The following is an 18560-nucleotide window of genomic DNA, read 5'->3' on the forward strand; positions in this document are numbered from 1 at the left end:
TGTTAATCATTGATTAGCTTATTTACTAGAAATGACTTTTTCAAGAAGTCTGCAATTTTATCTCCCTCCGGTGCTAGGGTACCTGCCTTAGCAATTAAATTCCGATTTCCTAAAACAATCGCCATTTTTTTGGCCCTGGAAACAGCCACATTAAATCTCCGGATGTCAAAGAAGAAATCGTATTTGACCTTTTCGCTACCCAACTTTGTAATGACCGACGAAAAAAGAATTATGTCTTTCTGAAGTCCCTGAAACTTATTGACCGTTTCAATTTTGATCCCTTTCCAATCCAATTTTCGCGCTGACAGTACCTTCCGAATAAAATTCAACTGCATATTATTGGGAGCGATCACACCAATTTCGTCTTTCTCAATACCTAAAGATAGGAAATCCTCTACGAGATCTGCAATTAAACTAGCCTGTTCCTTGTTGATCAGGAATTCTACTTCCTCTTCCGTATTGACAAAAACCAGCGGTTCCTTCAGAATTTCCTTTGTCAATACTTTAAACTGGCTGAAATTCAGTTCGATTGGTGCATCTAAGTATTTAGACTTTGCAGAATCGCTACAAGTCAATTTGCCGTAATAAAAATTCGGTGAAATGTAGTCGCAAATCCTCTGATTAAAGCGATAGGTGGTCAAAAGCGGTGAGGCTTTATAAACTTTCAGAAGCAAATCAAATATGGATATGGAAAACTCGGTGTCTGGAATTTTCGGAATGTTCGGCAATTGCATGTCATCACCAATGAAAATAGTTTTGGTAGAAGACGCAAGGAAATGGATCCCCGAAACCATGTCCATCTGACTTGCTTCATCCACTAGGATAAAATCAAACCTTTTGTGGTTCTTCAGGAATTCGTGGATGGTCATTCCTACAACCTTTTTTTCCTTTATACTGGTAGAAATTTTCTCCTTCCGTGATGCTTGTAGTACTTCCGAGCATTTGGATTTAGTGCCAATTTTCGACACAGGAGCACCTATTTCCTGGGTTTTTATCAGAATATTATTGATTGCGTCATGGGTGAACGCGGTGACTAAAATCTCATACCCCCGATCCAACAAATATTTGGATAAGTGCGCAGCAAAAAAGGTTTTGCCGGTTCCTGGAGGTCCCTGAACCAATGTTACTGGATCATCCCCCAAACATTGATTAATTGCATTAATTTGGGAGGTGTCCAAATTACCCAATTTCACAACCGTTGGAATCGAGAATTGTATGGGTCCAAGGGTTCCGTTGAGCTTCTGTTCAACTATGTCGACATTTTTCTTGGTGCGAAGTAACCGGTAAAAATCATCCGTTCTCCTCATTATCAAAAAATCAAACGCAGTAAAGTGCTTAACTAGACTTACATTATCCCCCATATTTGGCCTCCATCCGATTGATTCAATCGACAAATACTGACCATCGGATGACAATAAAGTTCCTTTTGTTTTATTTCCGGTTTTTAGTTCGAGAATTTTTAGGGCAGATCCATCACTGAAATTGCCCTCAGCATCTGATATGTCGACCACTATTTGCTCCCCATCTACACTAGTCACTACCGCGGATTCAATTAGGTAGCCTTCCCTTATTTTTTCTTTGATGGAGAGATTTTCTTTTCCTCGATTTTCCTCCTTTTCAATGTCTCCCTCTTTATGAAAGTGTTCACCTAATCTAAATAGAAAATGATCTTCGGACAAGGAAAAACTCATGTCTATTGGTTGTTTGAGATATGGACCTGTATAAGCAGGCCTGGCAATTCTAAATTTCATTGTATTCAAAATGTTCGGGATTAGGTCACAAAATAATGTCTTTTCTATGCAGCCTATCTGCATAAATGTTTAATTTTACTTTACCCCAGCTAATACAAAGTTTCGTTTCGCCCAAATTAACAAAGATGTCAACAAATAAAAATGCTTTTATTCGTTACAAAGTGCTAGATAATTGCTTTAGAAATCCTGGGAGGCGTTATTTCATTGAGGATCTGATAGATGAATGCAACAAAGTTCTCCTAGAAATCGACCCTAATTCCAAAGGAATATCGAGAAGGCAGATTTTTGATGATATTGGTTTTATGGAGAGTTCGGATGGATGGTCCGTTGATCTCAATAGGCACAGAGATGGCAAGAAAGTATTTTACAGGTATCAAGATCTGTCTTTTTCTATCAATAACATGCCTCTAAATGAACTGGAGATAAACCAATTGGAAGAGGCTGTAGACATCCTATCCCAATTTAAAGGAATGCCGCATTTTGATTGGATTAGCGAAATGATTCCGAAGCTTAGACAAGGAATTACTGCCACCAATTCGGAAAGTAGATTGATGGAGTTCGAGTCGAATGCGTTTTTGAAGGGTACAGATTACTTAGGAATAATTTATAGTGCTCTTAGGTACAAGACTCCGCTAAAAATCAGTTATCAACCCTTTCAGAATGATTCGCCCTTTGATTTGGAAATCCACCCTTACTTTCTAAAGCAATACAATGGAAGGTGGTTTCTTTTTGGTTTCAACCCATTTACGGGAAAATCAGATTGGAACTTGGCAATTGACAGAATAGCAACAATCATGGAGCATTCAATTCCATTTATTGAAAATACAACGATCAATTGGGATGAATACTTCGAGGATATGATTGGAGTTTCCAAATCTGAGGGTGCAGAAGTTCAAAAAATAATTCTACATTTCTATGGAAAAACGGGGAGGTATGTTGAAACTAAACCAATCCATGGTTCACAAAAATCAAACTGGCTGAATAAAAGTACTTTAGAAATTAAAATTGAAGTAATTCTAAATTATGAACTGGAAAGACTTATACTATCCTATGCGGATTCAGCCAAAGTCATTCAACCTGAAGAATTGAAAAAGGTTATTCATGAAAGACTGAAGCGGGGATTCCAACAGTACTGAAAATTCGACGATGTAGTGTCCCTCTCAGATGTTTTAGACACCAAACGGCTGCTCTAGTTGGTAAATAGGGAATTATGGTTTAATTTAATAGAAATAAACTGACATAATCCTTCTAGCTGCGTTTTAAACATTCCAATTGTTTTACAAAAAAATCAACGCCCATTATAAACCTCTTAGTGAAAAATAAGAAATATTATATTATATTATATTTTTAAAATAGAACAAAACAAAAATTAATAGCTATGACAAATTACAAAACAGATGTCAATGAATATATGGGGCATATCCAAGAACAATTAGTTGTCTTAAAGAAAACGAAAGGCCGTGTAGGCATCTCTGATCTGGAGGAAATCGTAATAAACTTTGCGTGTTTTGAAATATTGGAAATGAGAAGAAACGGCGTCGAAGACCGTTTTATAGAATTTAATATAATAAATACCATCACAAAAGCAGCTTCCCAATTGGTGCCACAGTATGATGACAGCCATGCTGACATAGCAAAAATGCAAATTCCAATGAATTGTGACTGGGAAGGCATGTGGGAACACTTGAGAAAGTACTATTTGAATAATTTCAATACATCAATTTAAATTTTGACATACTAAAGAGCCATGTATTAAATTGGCCTTTTTGATCTATCACTTATTTTCAATCGAATGTTTTCGAATATTCTTTCATTGGAGGGGAATATCCCTGAGGATATACTCGCCCCTCAAAAAAATAGTTTTTGTGTAAAATTTCAAAGATCAATTTGCTTGTTTTTGATGGGATTTACAAACATCACGACTCTCATATCGTGTTTAATTTGAATCAAATTCAATTTTACAACGGCAAATCCAGCACAATAAGGATTGAAACTAGACTGGAAAGGCACCCTCTTATGAGGGTGTTTTTTCCTCCAATGGCAAATCCAGCACAACAAGGATTGAAACTTCTCCTGCATGAATACTCAGGTAGCATATATAACGGATTCAAACCGCATTCGTGGAAAATCAATGCGGAAAAACCCACCCACCTATGCTTATGCCATGATTTACTATTCTATCAAATAACCATCAAATAAAAACACATTGGTAATCCGTAATTTAATTACTTAATGGTATTAGCTATCAAATGACCATCAAATAAACTTTTAGCATGTTTTGTCACATGACCATCACATAAGAAACTATTGATTTTGTGTGATATATCGATCTCACGACCAGTGTCTATCACATGACCGTCACATTAGATCTTTTACCAAAAAGGATAAATCAATCGGATTTCTCCTTTTTAATCTCAGCAAGTAATTTCCGTATACCACTTATTGTTTGATGAAAGCTTCTTGATCGATTCCTATCCAAATCTATATTTTGCGCCACCTTTTTCGCCCCATCGACTTTCTGGAATTCCGGAAGTATTTTTTTTAACTCATGGTATGCATTGCATTTATCTGGGTCTCTGTACTTCGATTTGTTTAGGAATTTTTCAAACTTGAACGCAGGATAGGACCGTCCCAGTGCCTCGAAGTCCCCTAAATACCACGACTCGAGCTCCCTACATACAATCCGAATTAGCGTTCTACAATTGCCACTGCGAGCACATAATTCCACTAACTTATTTTTTAACTCAACGCAGTCGTTACTATCTTGGTCTTGCAGGATAATTACTCCTATGGGTTCATGCCAGTTACTATACGCCTTTAGTTTGGAAGGTATATTCTTCTGAAGATCAGATTTTCCTTCGAAGCTCCGGATAAATACATTTTGATTTAACACCCAAAATTCATCCATAACAACCGGCAAAAAAATAGTCAAAAACTCCTTCATGGACCGTTCCTCAACCATTATTTCTATTCTAGCCATACTGTCAGGATTTTGGCCCACCCCCTTTAAAATACCCCTGCTTCCATAGATAGCCCAACTTATCCCCTTCCGCCGCCAATGTCCTTACTAACAGATCATCTGTCGCCCTAGCGATCTTTGTATACCCTCCTTCCTTGGTAAGCCAAAATAGTTCGTCAATTTCGAGCGCATTGACAAAATCCGGGGAATGGGATGAGATAAATACTTGTCCACCACGGTTGGCATACTCCCGAAACTCCTCTGCCAGTTCGATCAGCAATTCCGGATGAAGAAAATTCTCGGGCTCCTCGATACACAAAAGTGGGTGAGGCTTGGGATCGTATAGCAACACCAAATAGGCAAACATCTTGATCGTTCCATCGGAAACGAACCTGGATATAAAAGGATCCTTAAAACTGCCGTCAGAAAACTGTAGCACAATTCTACCATCTATGGTTTCGGTCGCTTCTACTTTTTCTATACCAGGAACCCTTTCCGACATCTTTTGAAGAATTACTTTAAAAATAGCTGGATAGTTTTCATATATAAATTTCGTCACCTGCGCAAGGTTATCTCCAGTAGTCGAAAGGTGTTCACTTAAACCGGTATCTTCTATGTTTTGAGCCGCATGAATCTGAAAATTAGAAACGTACCAATTTTCCAATAATCGCCTAAAAGAACTGATCGCTTGAAACTTCTGGAATTGCCCCAGCCCTTTTATGGCCAAAATATCTGGACTGTCTAATGTTTGTTCTTCCCGCTGCTCTTTAAATTCCTGCTTAGCACTTTCGAACTCACTTTCATTGATAATGGCATTGCCTCGTCCATTCGAGAACTCTAAAAACCGATAAGGTCTCCCCCTGTTTCCCCTTCGATAGCTCAGTATTTCTTTGGTTATCACCGGCTGCTTGTTTGGATCCATCCCCACGGAAAGCTCATACGTAATCAACGGCTGCTTTTTTCCATCAATTTCCGGGTTTCGAAATTTAATCTCAAACTCGATATCACCCTCGCCGTTTCTAGAGTATACCTCTTTGAATCCACCCCTTCTGTTTAATGCATTCTTAACATTATTTTTCAAGGCATCACTGAGAAACCCAAACACTTCAAATAGGGTAGACTTTCCGGCACCATTGGCTCCAAGAAAAACGCACATATTCGGCAAATCCCGAATCTCAGCCTCCCGGTAAACTTTGAAGTTCTTTATTCTGATTTTCTCTATCTTCATTTTTTTCAAATTCTACGTTGAATATGCAATTTGCTGAGGGCATTTTGGAAAGTCGTCTTTACGCTTTTCACCAAAAGAATCGAGACCTACCACTGAAAAAGGCTCAAATAGCCGACCACTACATACTCCCATATTGACATTCATTGGTCAGCACTACACCGTAATTCGATGCTCCTTTTTGGGTTTTACTTGTGCCATAAACTGTTAAAAACTTCAAAGATCAATTTGCTTGTTTTTGATGGGATTTGCAAACATCACGACTCTCACAGAAGGGCTAATTTTTATCATATTTAATTTTACAACCGAAAATCCAGCACAACAAGGATTGAAACCTGAAGATTAAACCCTAAACTCCGAACATTGAACCCCGAACCGTCAACCCAGAACACCGAACCAAAAACACCTACAAAACCCACAAACAAGTACCAAACACAAAATATCCCTTTCAAATCCAGCCATTTTTTCGTTACATTTAACCAAACTTCCCAAACACATGAAATCGAGCATTACACTCCCCTCACACACTGGGATGCCTATCAGCCATGCGAGATTCCATGTGACCTTTGAAGAACAATTATAGACACATGAAATCGAGCACGACGCAAGCGACACACGGAGGAACGATTGTAATACGTGCGAGATTCCATCTGACCGCTAAAGAACAAATTATAAACAGATGAAAAAACGAACCTTCCTCAAAAACCTCGTGGCATTAGGTGTTACGGCCAGCCCTGGAATTAACTCCTTTGCCCAGCTTCTGTCCGGCGTGGAACATATACCCCCCACGCAGCTTGCCTCGGATGAGGATTTTTGGGCAAAGATTCGGGCGGGATACAAACTCAAGCCCGACTATATCAACCTGGAAAATGGCTTTTACTGCTTTGTGCCACAGGAAACACTGGAAAATTTTATCCAGCACGTTCGGGATGTGAATTTTCAAGGATCCTGGTACATGCGGAACCATCGGAAGAAAGACAAAGATGCAACCGCAGCCCGCCTTGCCGCATTGGGAGGTTGCAGCCCCGAGGAGGTCGTGATCACCCGCAACGCGACCGAATCACTGGACATGGTCATTACGGGCATCGACTGGAAAGAGGGCGATGAAGCGGTGATGGCAGAACAGGATTATGGCGCGATGTTGAATCAATTCAAACTCGCTGCGCGAAGGTACGGTGTGGTAAATAAGGTGGTGTCTGTTCCAAACCACCCCCAATCGGACGAAGAGATCGTGGACCTGTATGCCCAGGTCATCACGCCAAAGACCAGACTCCTGATGGTTTCCCACATCATCAATATCACCGGTCAGATCCTACCGGTACGTAAAATTTGCGACATGGCCCACAGCAAAGGGGTGTCGGTATTGGTGGATGGCGCACACGCTTTTGGGCATTTTCAGTTCAATCTCCCTGATCTGGATTGCGACTACTACGGATCCAGTCTGCACAAATGGCTAAGTACACCGCTTGGTGCCGGGCTACTGTACGTCAAGAAAGGAAATGCAGAAAAGATCTGGCCCTTGCTGGCAGAGGGATCCCGCGCACACACTGATATTCACGGGCTGAACCATGTGGGCACACATCCCGCACATACCGACTTGGCCATCAACGACGCCATCGACTACCATAATGCCATCGGCGGAGCGCGAAAAGAGGAACGCCTCCGATATCTGCAAACGTATTGGACCAGCAAGGTGCGGGATATTCCCGGTGTGATCGTCAATACACCCGAGGACCCTGCGAGATATTGCGGAATAGGAAACGTAGGCATCGCAGGCATGAAACCTGCTGATTTCGCAAAAACACTGATGGATAGGTATAAAATATTTACCGTTGCGATTGACGGATCAAATGTCCATGGCTGCCGGATCAGCCCAAACCTCTACACGACGCTGGATGAGTTGGATGTGCTGGTAAAGGCCTGCACGGAACTTGCGAAGGGTTAGCAGGCGGATCCTGTAACAAGTCCCCAAAATACCTAGTGAGAAAATTTACTGGGTGAGGGAGTGATTTTTTTATATAGTCTTAAAACGAATGGGATTTTCTGGCTTTATCCTAAGCCACATAATGATCGCCAAGACATTCAATACGGCCCCAATAATAAAAAAAGGCGTAACCGATCCTGTCCAATCCCGAAGATAGGGAAAAGCCAGCGCTGTAATAAAAGAACCAATATTACCAGCCATATTCATGGTTCCCGAAACAGCTCCAGAGTGCAGTTTACCTATGTCATTGCAGAGCGTCCACGAAGGACTGATGGTCATGTCCGCACCAAAAATCGCTATTGATAAAAAGACAATCGAAAAGAATACATCCGTGGAATACAGACTAGCAATCAATCCCATAGCTGCCAAAGCAAACCCTACCGTCGCAGGGATTATCCGTGACCATGTAAACCTCCCGCTTGCATAGATTCGGTCTACCAACCACCCCGAAAACATATTACCAAATGCACCTGCGATCAAAGGAAATGACGCATAAAAACCTGCTTCTACATTATTGAGCATAAACTGCTCTTTTACATGTGGAAACAGCCAGGTAAGGCAGAAGAAAAAGGTAAAGTTACTGGCGAAATACTGCCCCATGGCTAACCACATATTTCTGGAACCTAACAACGAATTCACGGTGAAATGCGAAGGGGTTTCTACCCCGGATTTAGTTCTGGTAATCAAGATTTCCTGCTTTTCGTATGCCGATACCCTGGGGTGGTCTTCCGGATTGTCCCGGAATAGGAAATACCACGCCAAAGCCCAAATGATACCGAGCAGACCAAGAACAAAAAAGGTACTCCGCCATCCTAATTTGTCAATCACCAAGGCTATCAAGGGAAGTGCAAACGCAGCGCCAAACCTGCCCCCTGAAAAATTGATCCCGTTTACAATCCCTCTTTCTCTTACTGGAATCCAATGATAAACCGCTTTGGATATACCGGGATAAGCACCGGCCTCACCGACCCCAAAAAAAAACCGTACGAAGAATAAGGTAATGAAATTTGTCACAGCTCCCGTTAGTGCTGTAAAAAAAGACCATAGGCTAACCACTGCTGCCAAAGCCCTTCTTGGTCCTATTTTGTCTGAAAGAATACCCAAGGGCGTTTGGAACAGGGCATACCCTAAAGCAAACATAGACAGTACCCACCCAAATTGCTTGTCGCTCAATTGAAGCGCATCAGTCATTGGGTCTTTGGCAACGGATATTCCTATCCGGTCTACATAGACCAACATGGACAATAAAAAGGTTCCCGCCACCATAAAGTACCGGCTTGGAACAAAAGGCTTTTTTGTGAAAGACATGATACTTTGGGTTTATTTGTGGGGAAACTGCACAATCGAGGTGTAGGTGTCGTCAGCGGCTTGATTATAAATGCCTATTGGACGGGTTCGTTGATGAGTTTTTCCTCAATGATCTCCTTTGATCTCGTTAGATGAACTTTCATAGCCTTTTCGGCCTCTTCGGAATCATTGTTAATGATGGCGTTGATTATGTCTATATGATCCTGAAGAGTAGCTTCTGGTGGTCTGATAAGACCAATTCTTTCTATATAGGTGATAAGATTACCCTGCTTGAACAACTTATCTATATACCTGTTACCACATTTTTCCACAATAAAATTGTGGAATTGGGTATCAGCCTTTTTATAGCTTTCACTTCCTTTCTGTAAACCTTCATTTTCAAAGGGCAGAAAAAAACTTTTCAGTTTTTCAGCTTCTTTCCCATTTATTCTTTTTGCAAGCAATCCGGCGGCTGTTGATTCCAACGCAATCCTACAATCAAAAATCTCAAGGATTTCCTTATTGTCAATTTCCTTAACTTTGAATCCGGTTTTATTTTTTGGCTCAATAAGGTTTTCCGCCTCGAGCATGTGAAGAGCCACCCGCAGTGGTGTTCTACTTATACCCAGTTTTGCAGCCAGTTTTTCCTGAATGATTTTTTGGCCGGGTGCCAAGATACCATTGATGATCAGCTTCCTTAGCTCTCTATACGCCTGAATTCCCAACTCATCATTTTTAAGCATCACTTACGCTATAAAATTTCCATTTTTGTGTACCGTATACTAAATAATAAAAATAGCGAATATTCTCTATTTTACGCTGTTAATCGGGTAAATTGTTCTTTCATGATCCGAATGATAGATGGCTTCAACTACTTTCAAGGTCTTAATATAATCATCAATTTCAGTCTCAAAAGGCGATTCTTCTAAAATTCCTTTTATAAAATGATTCTGACATGCAAAGACACTGTCACCGGAAAACCCGATTTCCGTAGGTTTAAAAGGCAGTTGATACTGTGGTTCTCCCAATGGTTTGATTGAAATTAGTCCGTTCGGGTGTAAGGTAAGGCTGCCTTTATCTCCTTCTACCCACATTTCCCCAAAAGTGTATCTTGCATTGTTGTGTGTAGGTTCGTGGTATCGGTTGGCATCAAACAATGCGGTGCAACCCGATTTAAATTTAAAAAACACCATGCCGGTATCCTCCCCTTTAATTAGTGGGTTTAAGGTTTTCAAGTGAGCGTAGACCTCGGAAATCTCCCCTTCCAAATACCTGAAAGTGTCTACAAAGTGAACTCCCGTCTCATGAATCAACAGGCGGGGCATATTTCGAAAATACGGCTGTCTGTCCAAATACGCATCTTCTCTCCAACCATCTCCCAGCCGCATTTTAAACGTATACTGAAATATTTTTTTCCCGATAGTGCCTGCCTGAATAACCGATTTGATCTCCCTATACCAAGGTTGAAACCTCCAGTTTTCATGCACCATAAAACGGATGTCCTCTCCCCTAACCAGTTCTCGGATTTCTTTTGCCTCTTTAAATGTGTCAGCCAACGGCTTTTGACAGATGATATGAATGCCCTTCGCGATTGCGGACTTGATGATGGGCTTATGTGTGACCGGAGGAGTAACAATATCAACAAAGTCAGGCTGATGGGCTGCAAACATTACATTTACATCCCCATATACATTTGGAATGTCATAGTGATTCGCATATAACTTTGCCTTTTGAACATCTTTGTCACAAACAGCCACTATTTCTATGTCAGGCATCCTTGACCATGCGTCTCCATGAAACCGGCTAAAATATCCGGCACCAACAATTACCCCTTTAAGTTTTTTCATCCACCCATCTTATTATCTATAAACAAATCATAAACCTGGGCTAAACTCTTTTCATCCCCGACATTTCCCGGAAAAACAACATACGGAGTTTCAGGAAATCTGGTCTCCTCACCTAGCTCCCACACTGGAACTCCGGGAATTACCTGTCCCAAAACGATGGCTCTTTTCATCCCTAATCCTTTTACAGCAATGTCGTTGGATGTAATGCCACCTTTGGCAATTATAAAAGCCGGCTGGAAGTTGATGTTAGCAACCAATTGAACCAAAAAACTGGTTACCTTTTCCCCAATAGCAAGGCTCTCTTCTGCGTTGGCTCCCGAAATCAGTTCCCGGGAAGTATATACCACCACATCAATTCCTTTTTTTAATTCTTTCTCAATTTTTTCCACCAAAACATTCATGTACGTTTCTATAGTACCCGAATCATTTACGATGGAATCAACGGAGATAGAAATTGGTAAAACCCCCTCTTTTTCTAACAGGAGCTCCAATTGCGAAGTTGATTTTTTTATATAGGATCCCACGATAGTCAAGCCCCCTTTTGACGCTCCGGATACATTTTTGGGCTTCCACGACTTTGCTGCTATGCCGGCAAACGCGGAAACAAAGGAAGCCGCAGTTCGAAAATTAAACCCTTTTCCTTCTTTAATCAACGCATGAATTGCCAGACAGGTCATTTCCAGATCCCGATAAGATCTGCTGTTGATGACCATGATATCATTGGGCTGCAATGCATTAAGCCTTTCTGATATCACTTCAACGCCAGCATGAATGTCCTCAAGAGAAAGGCTTTTCACATCCTGTTGTTTAATGCTACCTAGGGACTTTTCTTCTATCCACTTGGTCAAATCAGAGTTGACATATCCAAAGCTTTTATCTTGGGCGAAAACTGTCTCCGCAACGGGGATTTTCTTTTCGCCTTCCATGATATAATGCACGTTATTTTCGGTTATCCGTCCTCCTTCAAAAAATGCCGGAGTTAAAAAAACCGGCATGTTGCCTATGCCTGCTGACTGACTTAAGGCAATTACTTCTGAGGGGAAATATCCTCTGAGGGTGGAATCACTTCTGCTGACAATCATGAATTTCCTGCCGGTGATCATTGATGCCTTGCGTAAGTTCTGACCTATCTCATTAGCCCGGGATGTCGCCGCCTCCTTGGGAAGGCTTCGGGTGTTAGCGAGTACAAAAAATAGAGGTGTCTTTAGGTTGAATTCATGAATAAATGCATCCGCTGACCAATCGCCCAACACAGGCACGTCATGCGCAGTCTGGGTGCCAGTAGGATCATCGTCTACAATGACCAATGACATCTGCTGCTCATGAAACAAAGTCTTTATTCTTCCTTCTAACGGCCTTTCAAGTGGGTCGTATTTTTCCATCATTAACTGGTTTTTAGTTCAGCGGTTTTGCAATTACCCTGGCTGGTGCGCCATCTCCTCCACCTACTTTTAAGGGCAAGACCATAAGTTCGACTTCGTCTGTTTGTATCTCCTCCAAGTTACAGATTCCTTCTACAATGATGATCTTACCGGAAAACAATATCCGATGAATCCGTGTAACCTCCTGCAAATCATTTACATTCGCAACAGAAGGGGGTTCGACAACTATCATTTTAATACCTCTTTCTACTAACCAATTGGCAAGTTCCTCACTGATTCTTGGCAATTCGTTTCTGTATTTTTCCATGGAAGTCCTAGCGTATTGGCTCCATCCAGTATGAATAATCAGGCTATCCCCGGTTTTAAGCTCTTCCCTCAACGGGCCCAAATCGCTGACTTGGATCAAAGCGGAAGGCAGGATTCCTGTCAAGTCAAGGATTCGTGCATAGCCCATCAAATTCGCCAATGGGATCTGATCAATAGTCGGCCCGTCTACGCCAAAGTGAATTGGGGCATCCATGTGAGTTCCTGAGTGGCTATACATTTCAATCGTTGTAGCATTCCATCCGTCTTTTTCCAGATTCTTAGCCTCCCGAAGATTCACTCCCGGCATCTCCGGATGGATGGTTTGCGTGAGATCAATCCATTCCATTTTTTACTGGTTTAACACGGAGATTACATTTTCCGCAAATTCACTGGTAGAAGCAGTGCCTCCAAGATCTTTGGTTTTTATGCCTTTTTCGAAAACATTTTCAACAGCATTTATGATATGATTAGCCGCCTCGTGTTCACCAAGGTGTTCTAACAACAAGGCTCCAGACCAAATCGTACCTACCGGATTGGCTATTCCTTTTCCGGCAATGTCAGGGGCAGACCCGTGAATGGGTTCAAACATGGATGGAAATTCTTTTTCAGGATTGAGGTTGCCGCTTCCGCCTAAGCCCAAGCTGCCCATGATACCTCCACCAAGATCACTTAAAATGTCCCCAAAAAGATTGGTTGTAAGTATTACGTCAAAATACTCCGGATGCAGGATAAAGTTGGCACTGGCGTTGTCTATATACATTTTCTCCAGTTTGACATCGGGGTACTGTTCAGAAACCTCTGAAATAACCGAATCCCAGTATTTTAAGCTATGGATCAAGGTATTGGATTTGGTCACATTAGTGACTTTTTTTCGCCTTTTTTGTGCCAATTGAAAAGCAAAATGAGCGACCCGTTCTATACCTTTACGGGTGAAAATGCTTGTATCTGTTGCTAATCCCTCGGGGCTTTCCGGTCGGAAAAAAGCACCGGACTGTACAAATTCCCCTTCATTGTTTTCGCGGATCACCACAAAATCAATTTCCTTTGAAGTTTTATTTCGAAGTGGGCTTTCCAGCCCCTTAAACAATTTCACAGGTCTATAATTCACATATTGCTGAAAGGCCGTCCGTACTTTAAAGGTGTATAATTTGGCCGGTAGCGTATCATCTACCTCCGTCAATCCGACAGCACCAAAAAAAACGGCATCAAAAGATTTCAATGTCTCCAAGCCATCTTCCGGCATAAACGCCCCTTCCTTAATATACCTGCCCGCTCCCCAATCAAAGAATGTATAGTTTAAATTAAAGCCGAACCTATTTGCTGCTGCCTCTAGAACTTTAAGGGCTGCGGGTATGATTTCATGGCCAATGCCATCGCCAGGGACTATTGCTAATTGATAGGTTTTCATATGTTTTTTTTATTATGTAGATGCACTTTTTAGTATAGTTTTTTTTTTATTGTGGTAAAAATTCAATATTGTTACTCCATCTAGCCCGGGCGTACCCGAATCCGTCACCTTCAGGAACCAAGCCATTTGAGTGGGGCAGAAATTCAACCTGTATTTTACATCCACGAACCATGGCCACATCCTTAACCTCTACGACATGGGGAGCATACTCCGGGATATCCTTACCGTATATTCTGGGATTTTGAAATTCAAGCACCTGCTTATCATCAATACGAACCTTATAGGAACTTTCTCCGTCTGATTCTAACAAGGATGTAAAACGAATGGTGTAAATTCCCGTTAGGAGTTCAAACGAAGTGGTGGCAGCAGCCCATTTATCAGTTGGTTGCTCAACGGTGTTAATGGCAATGGCATCCCTGACCTTGTCATAATAAGCTGGAGAAAAGCCGTTTATTTTCAAATTCCATTTTTCGGAATCAGAAAGACTATTCTCCGAGGTGGTAACATATTCTGGATGCCATGCCGACCCTTCCTTTTGTTTGATTATTTGATCTTGAATAGATGGATATCCATCAAATTGTTTCCCCAGCCCAGTATCGCAGGGGATACCGGTGGTCCATTGATGCAATACCGCTAGCGAAAAGGATAAGATTAAAGTTACGATATTGGAGCTCATAGGTTATTTCCAAAAACCAATTTGTTCTGTTTAAATTAGTAGGTACCTCCTGTAATCTCTTTGACCAAGTCAAAGAACCCTTGTTTCCGCTCGGAATTGATCCCCCAATCCACGGGTACGCTTTGGTAACCCTCCTCGAACGGTTCTCCATTCCTTCGGTAGTCAAAGAATCCCCAAGAAACATAATTTTCCACCGCCACGGTAAAATTGTTTCTTTCCTTATCAAAATCGTAATGGTCATCCTCGTTGACTACCACCGGCATGGGCCTGAACCCTTCCACCTTGCGGGTATTTTCGATTAGCTTTTCCATCATCTCGGTTGTCCTCACCCCATTGCCATGAATCAGAATAAAATCAGCTGACTTCACCACATTGGGCTTGGGAGGAGTATTTCCTTTATAGCTGGTGCTAACCAACAACCTTCTGCCGTTTTGCTCCATGCTTTTTACCAACTCGATGAGCTCGTGGACCCTAGCCGGTTTAAGGATTTCATGGTCATAGGCGTTTACATCACATTCGTTGTTGACTTCTATCAACACATTTTCATAACCTTCTTCCAAAACCCAATTCACCGAATTTTTTACCGCATTGATCACTGCTTGTTCATCATCCAGATTTTGGTCCTGCCCAAAATAAAAAATACCCAGTATAACCACCATTTCCAAATCATCCGCTTTGTCCAAAATCAACTTCAGCCGATCCATAAAAGGCTGTCTTAAACGGCCATCGGGGTAAAAGGCGGAATTGAGCCACTCCTTATTCCCATACCCGGTAGGACTTCCTCCCTGTAAATTCATGGTGAATGAATTCATCCCATACGATTTCCATTCGTCCATGGCTGCCACAAATTCAGCTGTATTTCTATCCGGATCCCACTCGCCGGTATCCGGATAGCCAAACAATTCTCTGGTCTCCGGATTAAGGTCGTCAAAGATGCCCTGCACCATTCGGGAATTCATTAGCAACCCCTCGATTTTGTTGCCCTTCCAGGTTCTGCCTTCGTAGGTAGGTTTGCCATTTACATAAAAGGATTCACCCTCGATGGTAACAACAGTCTTTTTTGGGGCAGGATGGAAAGCAAATAAAAGCAAAGATAGGCTTAATAGGGGCAGCATTAAATAGGTTATTTTTTTCATACTATTGGTTTTTAAGATAGGGAATTAAGTTTCTTAAAATCAGACCAGATAAAGATCAAAAACTTACTTTTCCCGTATGTCTACAATTTATTGAATTTTCACAAGAGATGTATTAAATACGGTGAAGCCGTTGAAGTACTTAACCTATCTTACAAACCCCTCAACCGGTACACGGTGTATGGTTTTGTGAATCATATGGTTAAGCTTCGTGCCGTCTGCGGTAGAAATCTGGTAACTTATTGATATGACTAATCCCAAGGAGGATTCAATCATATCCGGTAATTCTTTAAGCGTACCTATGGAGCTATTTACCAAACCGGGGGTTAAAGCCGGAATCTCAAGAAATACGGATTTCCCGTCCTCGGATAAACGAATGGATTTTACTTGTACCGGGTCAGGCTTTGTCTCTCCGGGGTTGTCCACAGAATAAACCTTTCCACGGGTACCATATTGACTAGTCCAGGGATAGGTCCATTTTTGCAATTTGTAATTTCCAATTTCACCTGCTGCCTCTCTATCCAATACCTCCGAAAACCTAATTTCAAGCCCACCCGCTTTGGTAGTAACCGAAATTGGCACATCTAAGGGCTGCCCGGTATACCTTACCCGATGAAAGGACCCCCATTTCTCCCCAATGGATTGCCAGCTAGTCATCCCGGCGATATAGAGATGCCCATCCTTATGGAACCGACCACGCTCAAGACCAGACCTAAACACAAGGGGTAAATTTATATGCGCTCCCTGCCATACGCCATCTACCTCTTCCTTTACTATCAAGGAGAGGTTCGCACGACCATAGGAGGCCAGCAATAGGTTGCCGTGTAGCTCTTTAGGCCACTTATCACTTGTTATAAACATAGGTTTGGCGGGAGAATTGTCCAAATAATGGGGTGTCCAAACAATGGGCGGCTCAAACGAATCAGGACGAAGTGTTTCATGTGCAGCTGGAATAAAGCCATGGAATCCTCCTTTTTTTATCCGATGGACTTTACTCGTAGGCACCCAGTTCCCCTCGTTGTCGGCATATACGATTTCACCATCAGCGTTCATATCCATCCCGTTGGGGTTCCGAAGGCCCCTTGCGATTATTTCAAGCTTTTCCCCGTCAGGCGATAATTTAAAAAGTACTCCGTGATGTGGCGTTATCTCAGCATCTTTTGAAGGCCCTTTTCCACTGATATAAGGGGGCCAAGGTGTCGATTTAGCAAAATAAAAATTTCCTTCTGAGTCCGTTTCCAAATTTAAAGTAAACGCATGAAAATTGGTGGATGCCATGAGTTCGTTATTGAAATTCTCATAGAAATCCGCAAATCCATCCTTATTTAAATCATGTAACCTGGTAATTTGATCACGACCGATAACATAGACCTGGTCATCGACCACTTTGACCCCACTAGGCTGGAACAAACCCGTTGCGAATCGATGCCATTGGAGCGTTCCTAGTTCCTCCCTGACACCATCAAGTAACCACACATCTCCACTTAGTGAAGCCACCACGGCACGTCCATCGGAGAGGAAGTCCACATCCATCAACCGAATGAAGGAATTCCATGGATTCTCCGATGGCAAGGTAAGCTCATCCACGGCAAACGCACCTGCTTCATCACCCATCACCGCTTCGGTTTGCAGTGTCTCCCATTGATTTGGCCCGGGGTTCTTATACTCTGTCAAATCTGAAATACCCGCAGCCTGTCCCAGGTATGTGGACAAATAATTCGATTCTTGCCCGGACAAAACCGGACCAATAGCCAACTTAAAACCAAGCGGTTTCTCAATAGCTGGAAGATCCAGTGCAAGATGGCCGTTTTGTATTCTCCATGTTGCTTTGGAATCAAAAACACCCTGTAAGCCTACGGCACGGGTGTTGTTGCCAACCTTTAGTATTATGTATTCCTTAGAATCCGAAACTGAAGTTATCTCCATTTCCGCATTTTCAGGTACTTGCAGCACGCGCAAAGACATGGTTTCTTTGGTGGGGCTCAGGGTAAATGTCCGGGTAAAAACCGGATGGTCATTTACTTGTTCAAAACCAGGCAACTCAAGAACATCGCTATCACCGACAGTATACGAAAAAAGGACCTTTTCCCCGTTGATATAAAGCCCCTTATAGTGCCCCGTCTCCTTCGGAAGCGGGCCATAAGGCCAACTTCTTGGGTCTTTAAACCCTTTATTTAGCGACCATCCAGGAGTTTTGCTGGTCTCGAAGTGAATAAACCCATCTGGACTGGGCCAATTTTCCAAACCATCCCGTCCTAAATACCAATGAAGAAACCCACCCGTCCAAGCACTTGCGACACGCAGTAAATCCGTGTCAAAAGTAACTACCGCCTGTGGATCGGCCCCCACCTTGACAGCTATTCCCTTATTCACAAATATGCTGCTAGATGTAAAGGGGTCATGAGCCATGGTGGAAGTGACAAATAGCCCATGTTCCATAGGATTCATATTATCTGAAGGCTGAAACTGCGCTTGCAGTGGTATACTTGAGATAAAACAAGTTGCCACAGCAAATACGGAACTAAGGAAAAGCGGTTTTACTAAATTTGTCATATGCCCTGAGTAATTCTATATGTAACAATTGCCAAAATCATTTAATTTG

At 42.1% G+C, this 18560-nt stretch carries 15 protein-coding genes; 3 read left to right on the top strand and 12 right to left on the bottom strand.

The features are described from left to right. Nucleotides 1-2 precede the first annotated feature (2 nt). Nucleotides 3-1691, bottom strand: coding sequence for an AAA domain-containing protein (locus tag JJU34_RS15305; protein WP_228693273.1), 1689 nt, complete (start codon nucleotides 1689-1691; stop codon nucleotides 3-5). A gap of 185 nt (nucleotides 1692-1876) precedes the next feature. On the opposite strand from JJU34_RS15305, the gene JJU34_RS15310 reads away from it, so the two are divergent. After that, nucleotides 1877-2887 (top strand): WYL domain-containing protein, encoded by a 1011-nt coding sequence (locus JJU34_RS15310; protein ID WP_228693274.1) that lies wholly within the window; start codon nucleotides 1877-1879, stop codon nucleotides 2885-2887. Nucleotides 2888-3129: 242 nt separating this feature from the next. Then, nucleotides 3130-3477: a hypothetical protein gene (locus JJU34_RS15315; protein WP_228693275.1), complete on the top strand. Its 348-nt coding sequence runs from the start codon at nucleotides 3130-3132 to the stop codon at nucleotides 3475-3477. Nucleotides 3478-4140: 663 nt separating this feature from the next. Here the strand turns inward: JJU34_RS15315 and JJU34_RS15320 are convergent. Further along, a complete protein-coding gene (locus JJU34_RS15320) occupies nucleotides 4141-4731 on the bottom strand; it encodes a DUF4276 family protein (protein ID WP_228693276.1) in 591 nt (196 codons plus the stop codon). Between the two features lie 4 nt (nucleotides 4732-4735). Next, complete coding sequence (locus JJU34_RS15325; protein ID WP_228693277.1) at nucleotides 4736-5938, bottom strand: AAA family ATPase; 1203 nt, start codon at nucleotides 5936-5938, stop codon at nucleotides 4736-4738. A 676-nt stretch (nucleotides 5939-6614) separates the two neighbouring features. Between JJU34_RS15325 and JJU34_RS15330 the strand changes: the two genes are divergently transcribed. Continuing rightward, the gene (locus JJU34_RS15330) at nucleotides 6615-7880 is read left to right on the top strand and encodes an aminotransferase class V-fold PLP-dependent enzyme (RefSeq protein ID WP_228693278.1); all 1266 of its coding nucleotides are present in this window, start codon (nucleotides 6615-6617) and stop codon (nucleotides 7878-7880) included. A 69-nt stretch (nucleotides 7881-7949) separates the two neighbouring features. Here JJU34_RS15330 and JJU34_RS15335 read toward each other — a convergent pair whose 3' ends face one another. The 9 genes from JJU34_RS15335 to JJU34_RS15375 form a co-directional block, all read right to left on the bottom strand. Next, a complete protein-coding gene (locus JJU34_RS15335; RefSeq protein ID WP_228693279.1) occupies nucleotides 7950-9227 on the bottom strand; it encodes an MFS transporter in 1278 nt (425 codons plus the stop codon). Between the two features lie 74 nt (nucleotides 9228-9301). After that, on the bottom strand, nucleotides 9302-9949 hold the full coding sequence (locus JJU34_RS15340; protein WP_228693280.1) for a GntR family transcriptional regulator: 648 nt from the start codon (nucleotides 9947-9949) through the stop codon (nucleotides 9302-9304). Nucleotides 9950-10015: 66 nt separating this feature from the next. Further along, nucleotides 10016-11053, bottom strand: coding sequence for a Gfo/Idh/MocA family oxidoreductase (locus JJU34_RS15345; RefSeq protein ID WP_228693281.1), 1038 nt, complete (start codon nucleotides 11051-11053; stop codon nucleotides 10016-10018). Continuing rightward, nucleotides 11050-12438 (bottom strand): four-carbon acid sugar kinase family protein, encoded by a 1389-nt coding sequence (locus tag JJU34_RS15350; RefSeq protein WP_228693282.1) that lies wholly within the window; start codon nucleotides 12436-12438, stop codon nucleotides 11050-11052. The genes JJU34_RS15345 and JJU34_RS15350 overlap by 4 nt, the downstream gene beginning before the upstream one ends. Before the next feature lie 10 nt (nucleotides 12439-12448). Beyond that, the gene (locus tag JJU34_RS15355) at nucleotides 12449-13087 is read right to left on the bottom strand and encodes a cyclase family protein (RefSeq protein WP_228693283.1); all 639 of its coding nucleotides are present in this window, start codon (nucleotides 13085-13087) and stop codon (nucleotides 12449-12451) included. 3 nt (nucleotides 13088-13090) lie between these two features. Further along, complete coding sequence (locus tag JJU34_RS15360) at nucleotides 13091-14149, bottom strand: isocitrate/isopropylmalate family dehydrogenase (protein WP_228693284.1); 1059 nt, start codon at nucleotides 14147-14149, stop codon at nucleotides 13091-13093. A 46-nt stretch (nucleotides 14150-14195) separates the two neighbouring features. Continuing rightward, a complete protein-coding gene (locus JJU34_RS15365; protein ID WP_228693285.1) occupies nucleotides 14196-14825 on the bottom strand; it encodes a hypothetical protein in 630 nt (209 codons plus the stop codon). 35 nt (nucleotides 14826-14860) lie between these two features. Continuing rightward, nucleotides 14861-15961 carry a hypothetical protein gene (locus JJU34_RS15370; protein WP_228693286.1) on the bottom strand — a complete coding sequence of 367 codons (1101 nt, stop codon included), beginning with the start codon at nucleotides 15959-15961 and terminating at the stop codon, nucleotides 14861-14863. A gap of 144 nt (nucleotides 15962-16105) precedes the next feature. Further along, nucleotides 16106-18406 carry a DUF6797 domain-containing protein gene (locus tag JJU34_RS15375; RefSeq protein WP_228693287.1) on the bottom strand — a complete coding sequence of 767 codons (2301 nt, stop codon included), beginning with the start codon at nucleotides 18404-18406 and terminating at the stop codon, nucleotides 16106-16108. Between the last annotated feature and the right edge of the window lie 154 nt (nucleotides 18407-18560).

This window comes from Lunatimonas sp., assembly GCF_020832325.1.
In the GTDB taxonomy this organism is placed as follows: domain Bacteria; phylum Bacteroidota; class Bacteroidia; order Cytophagales; family Cyclobacteriaceae; genus Lunatimonas.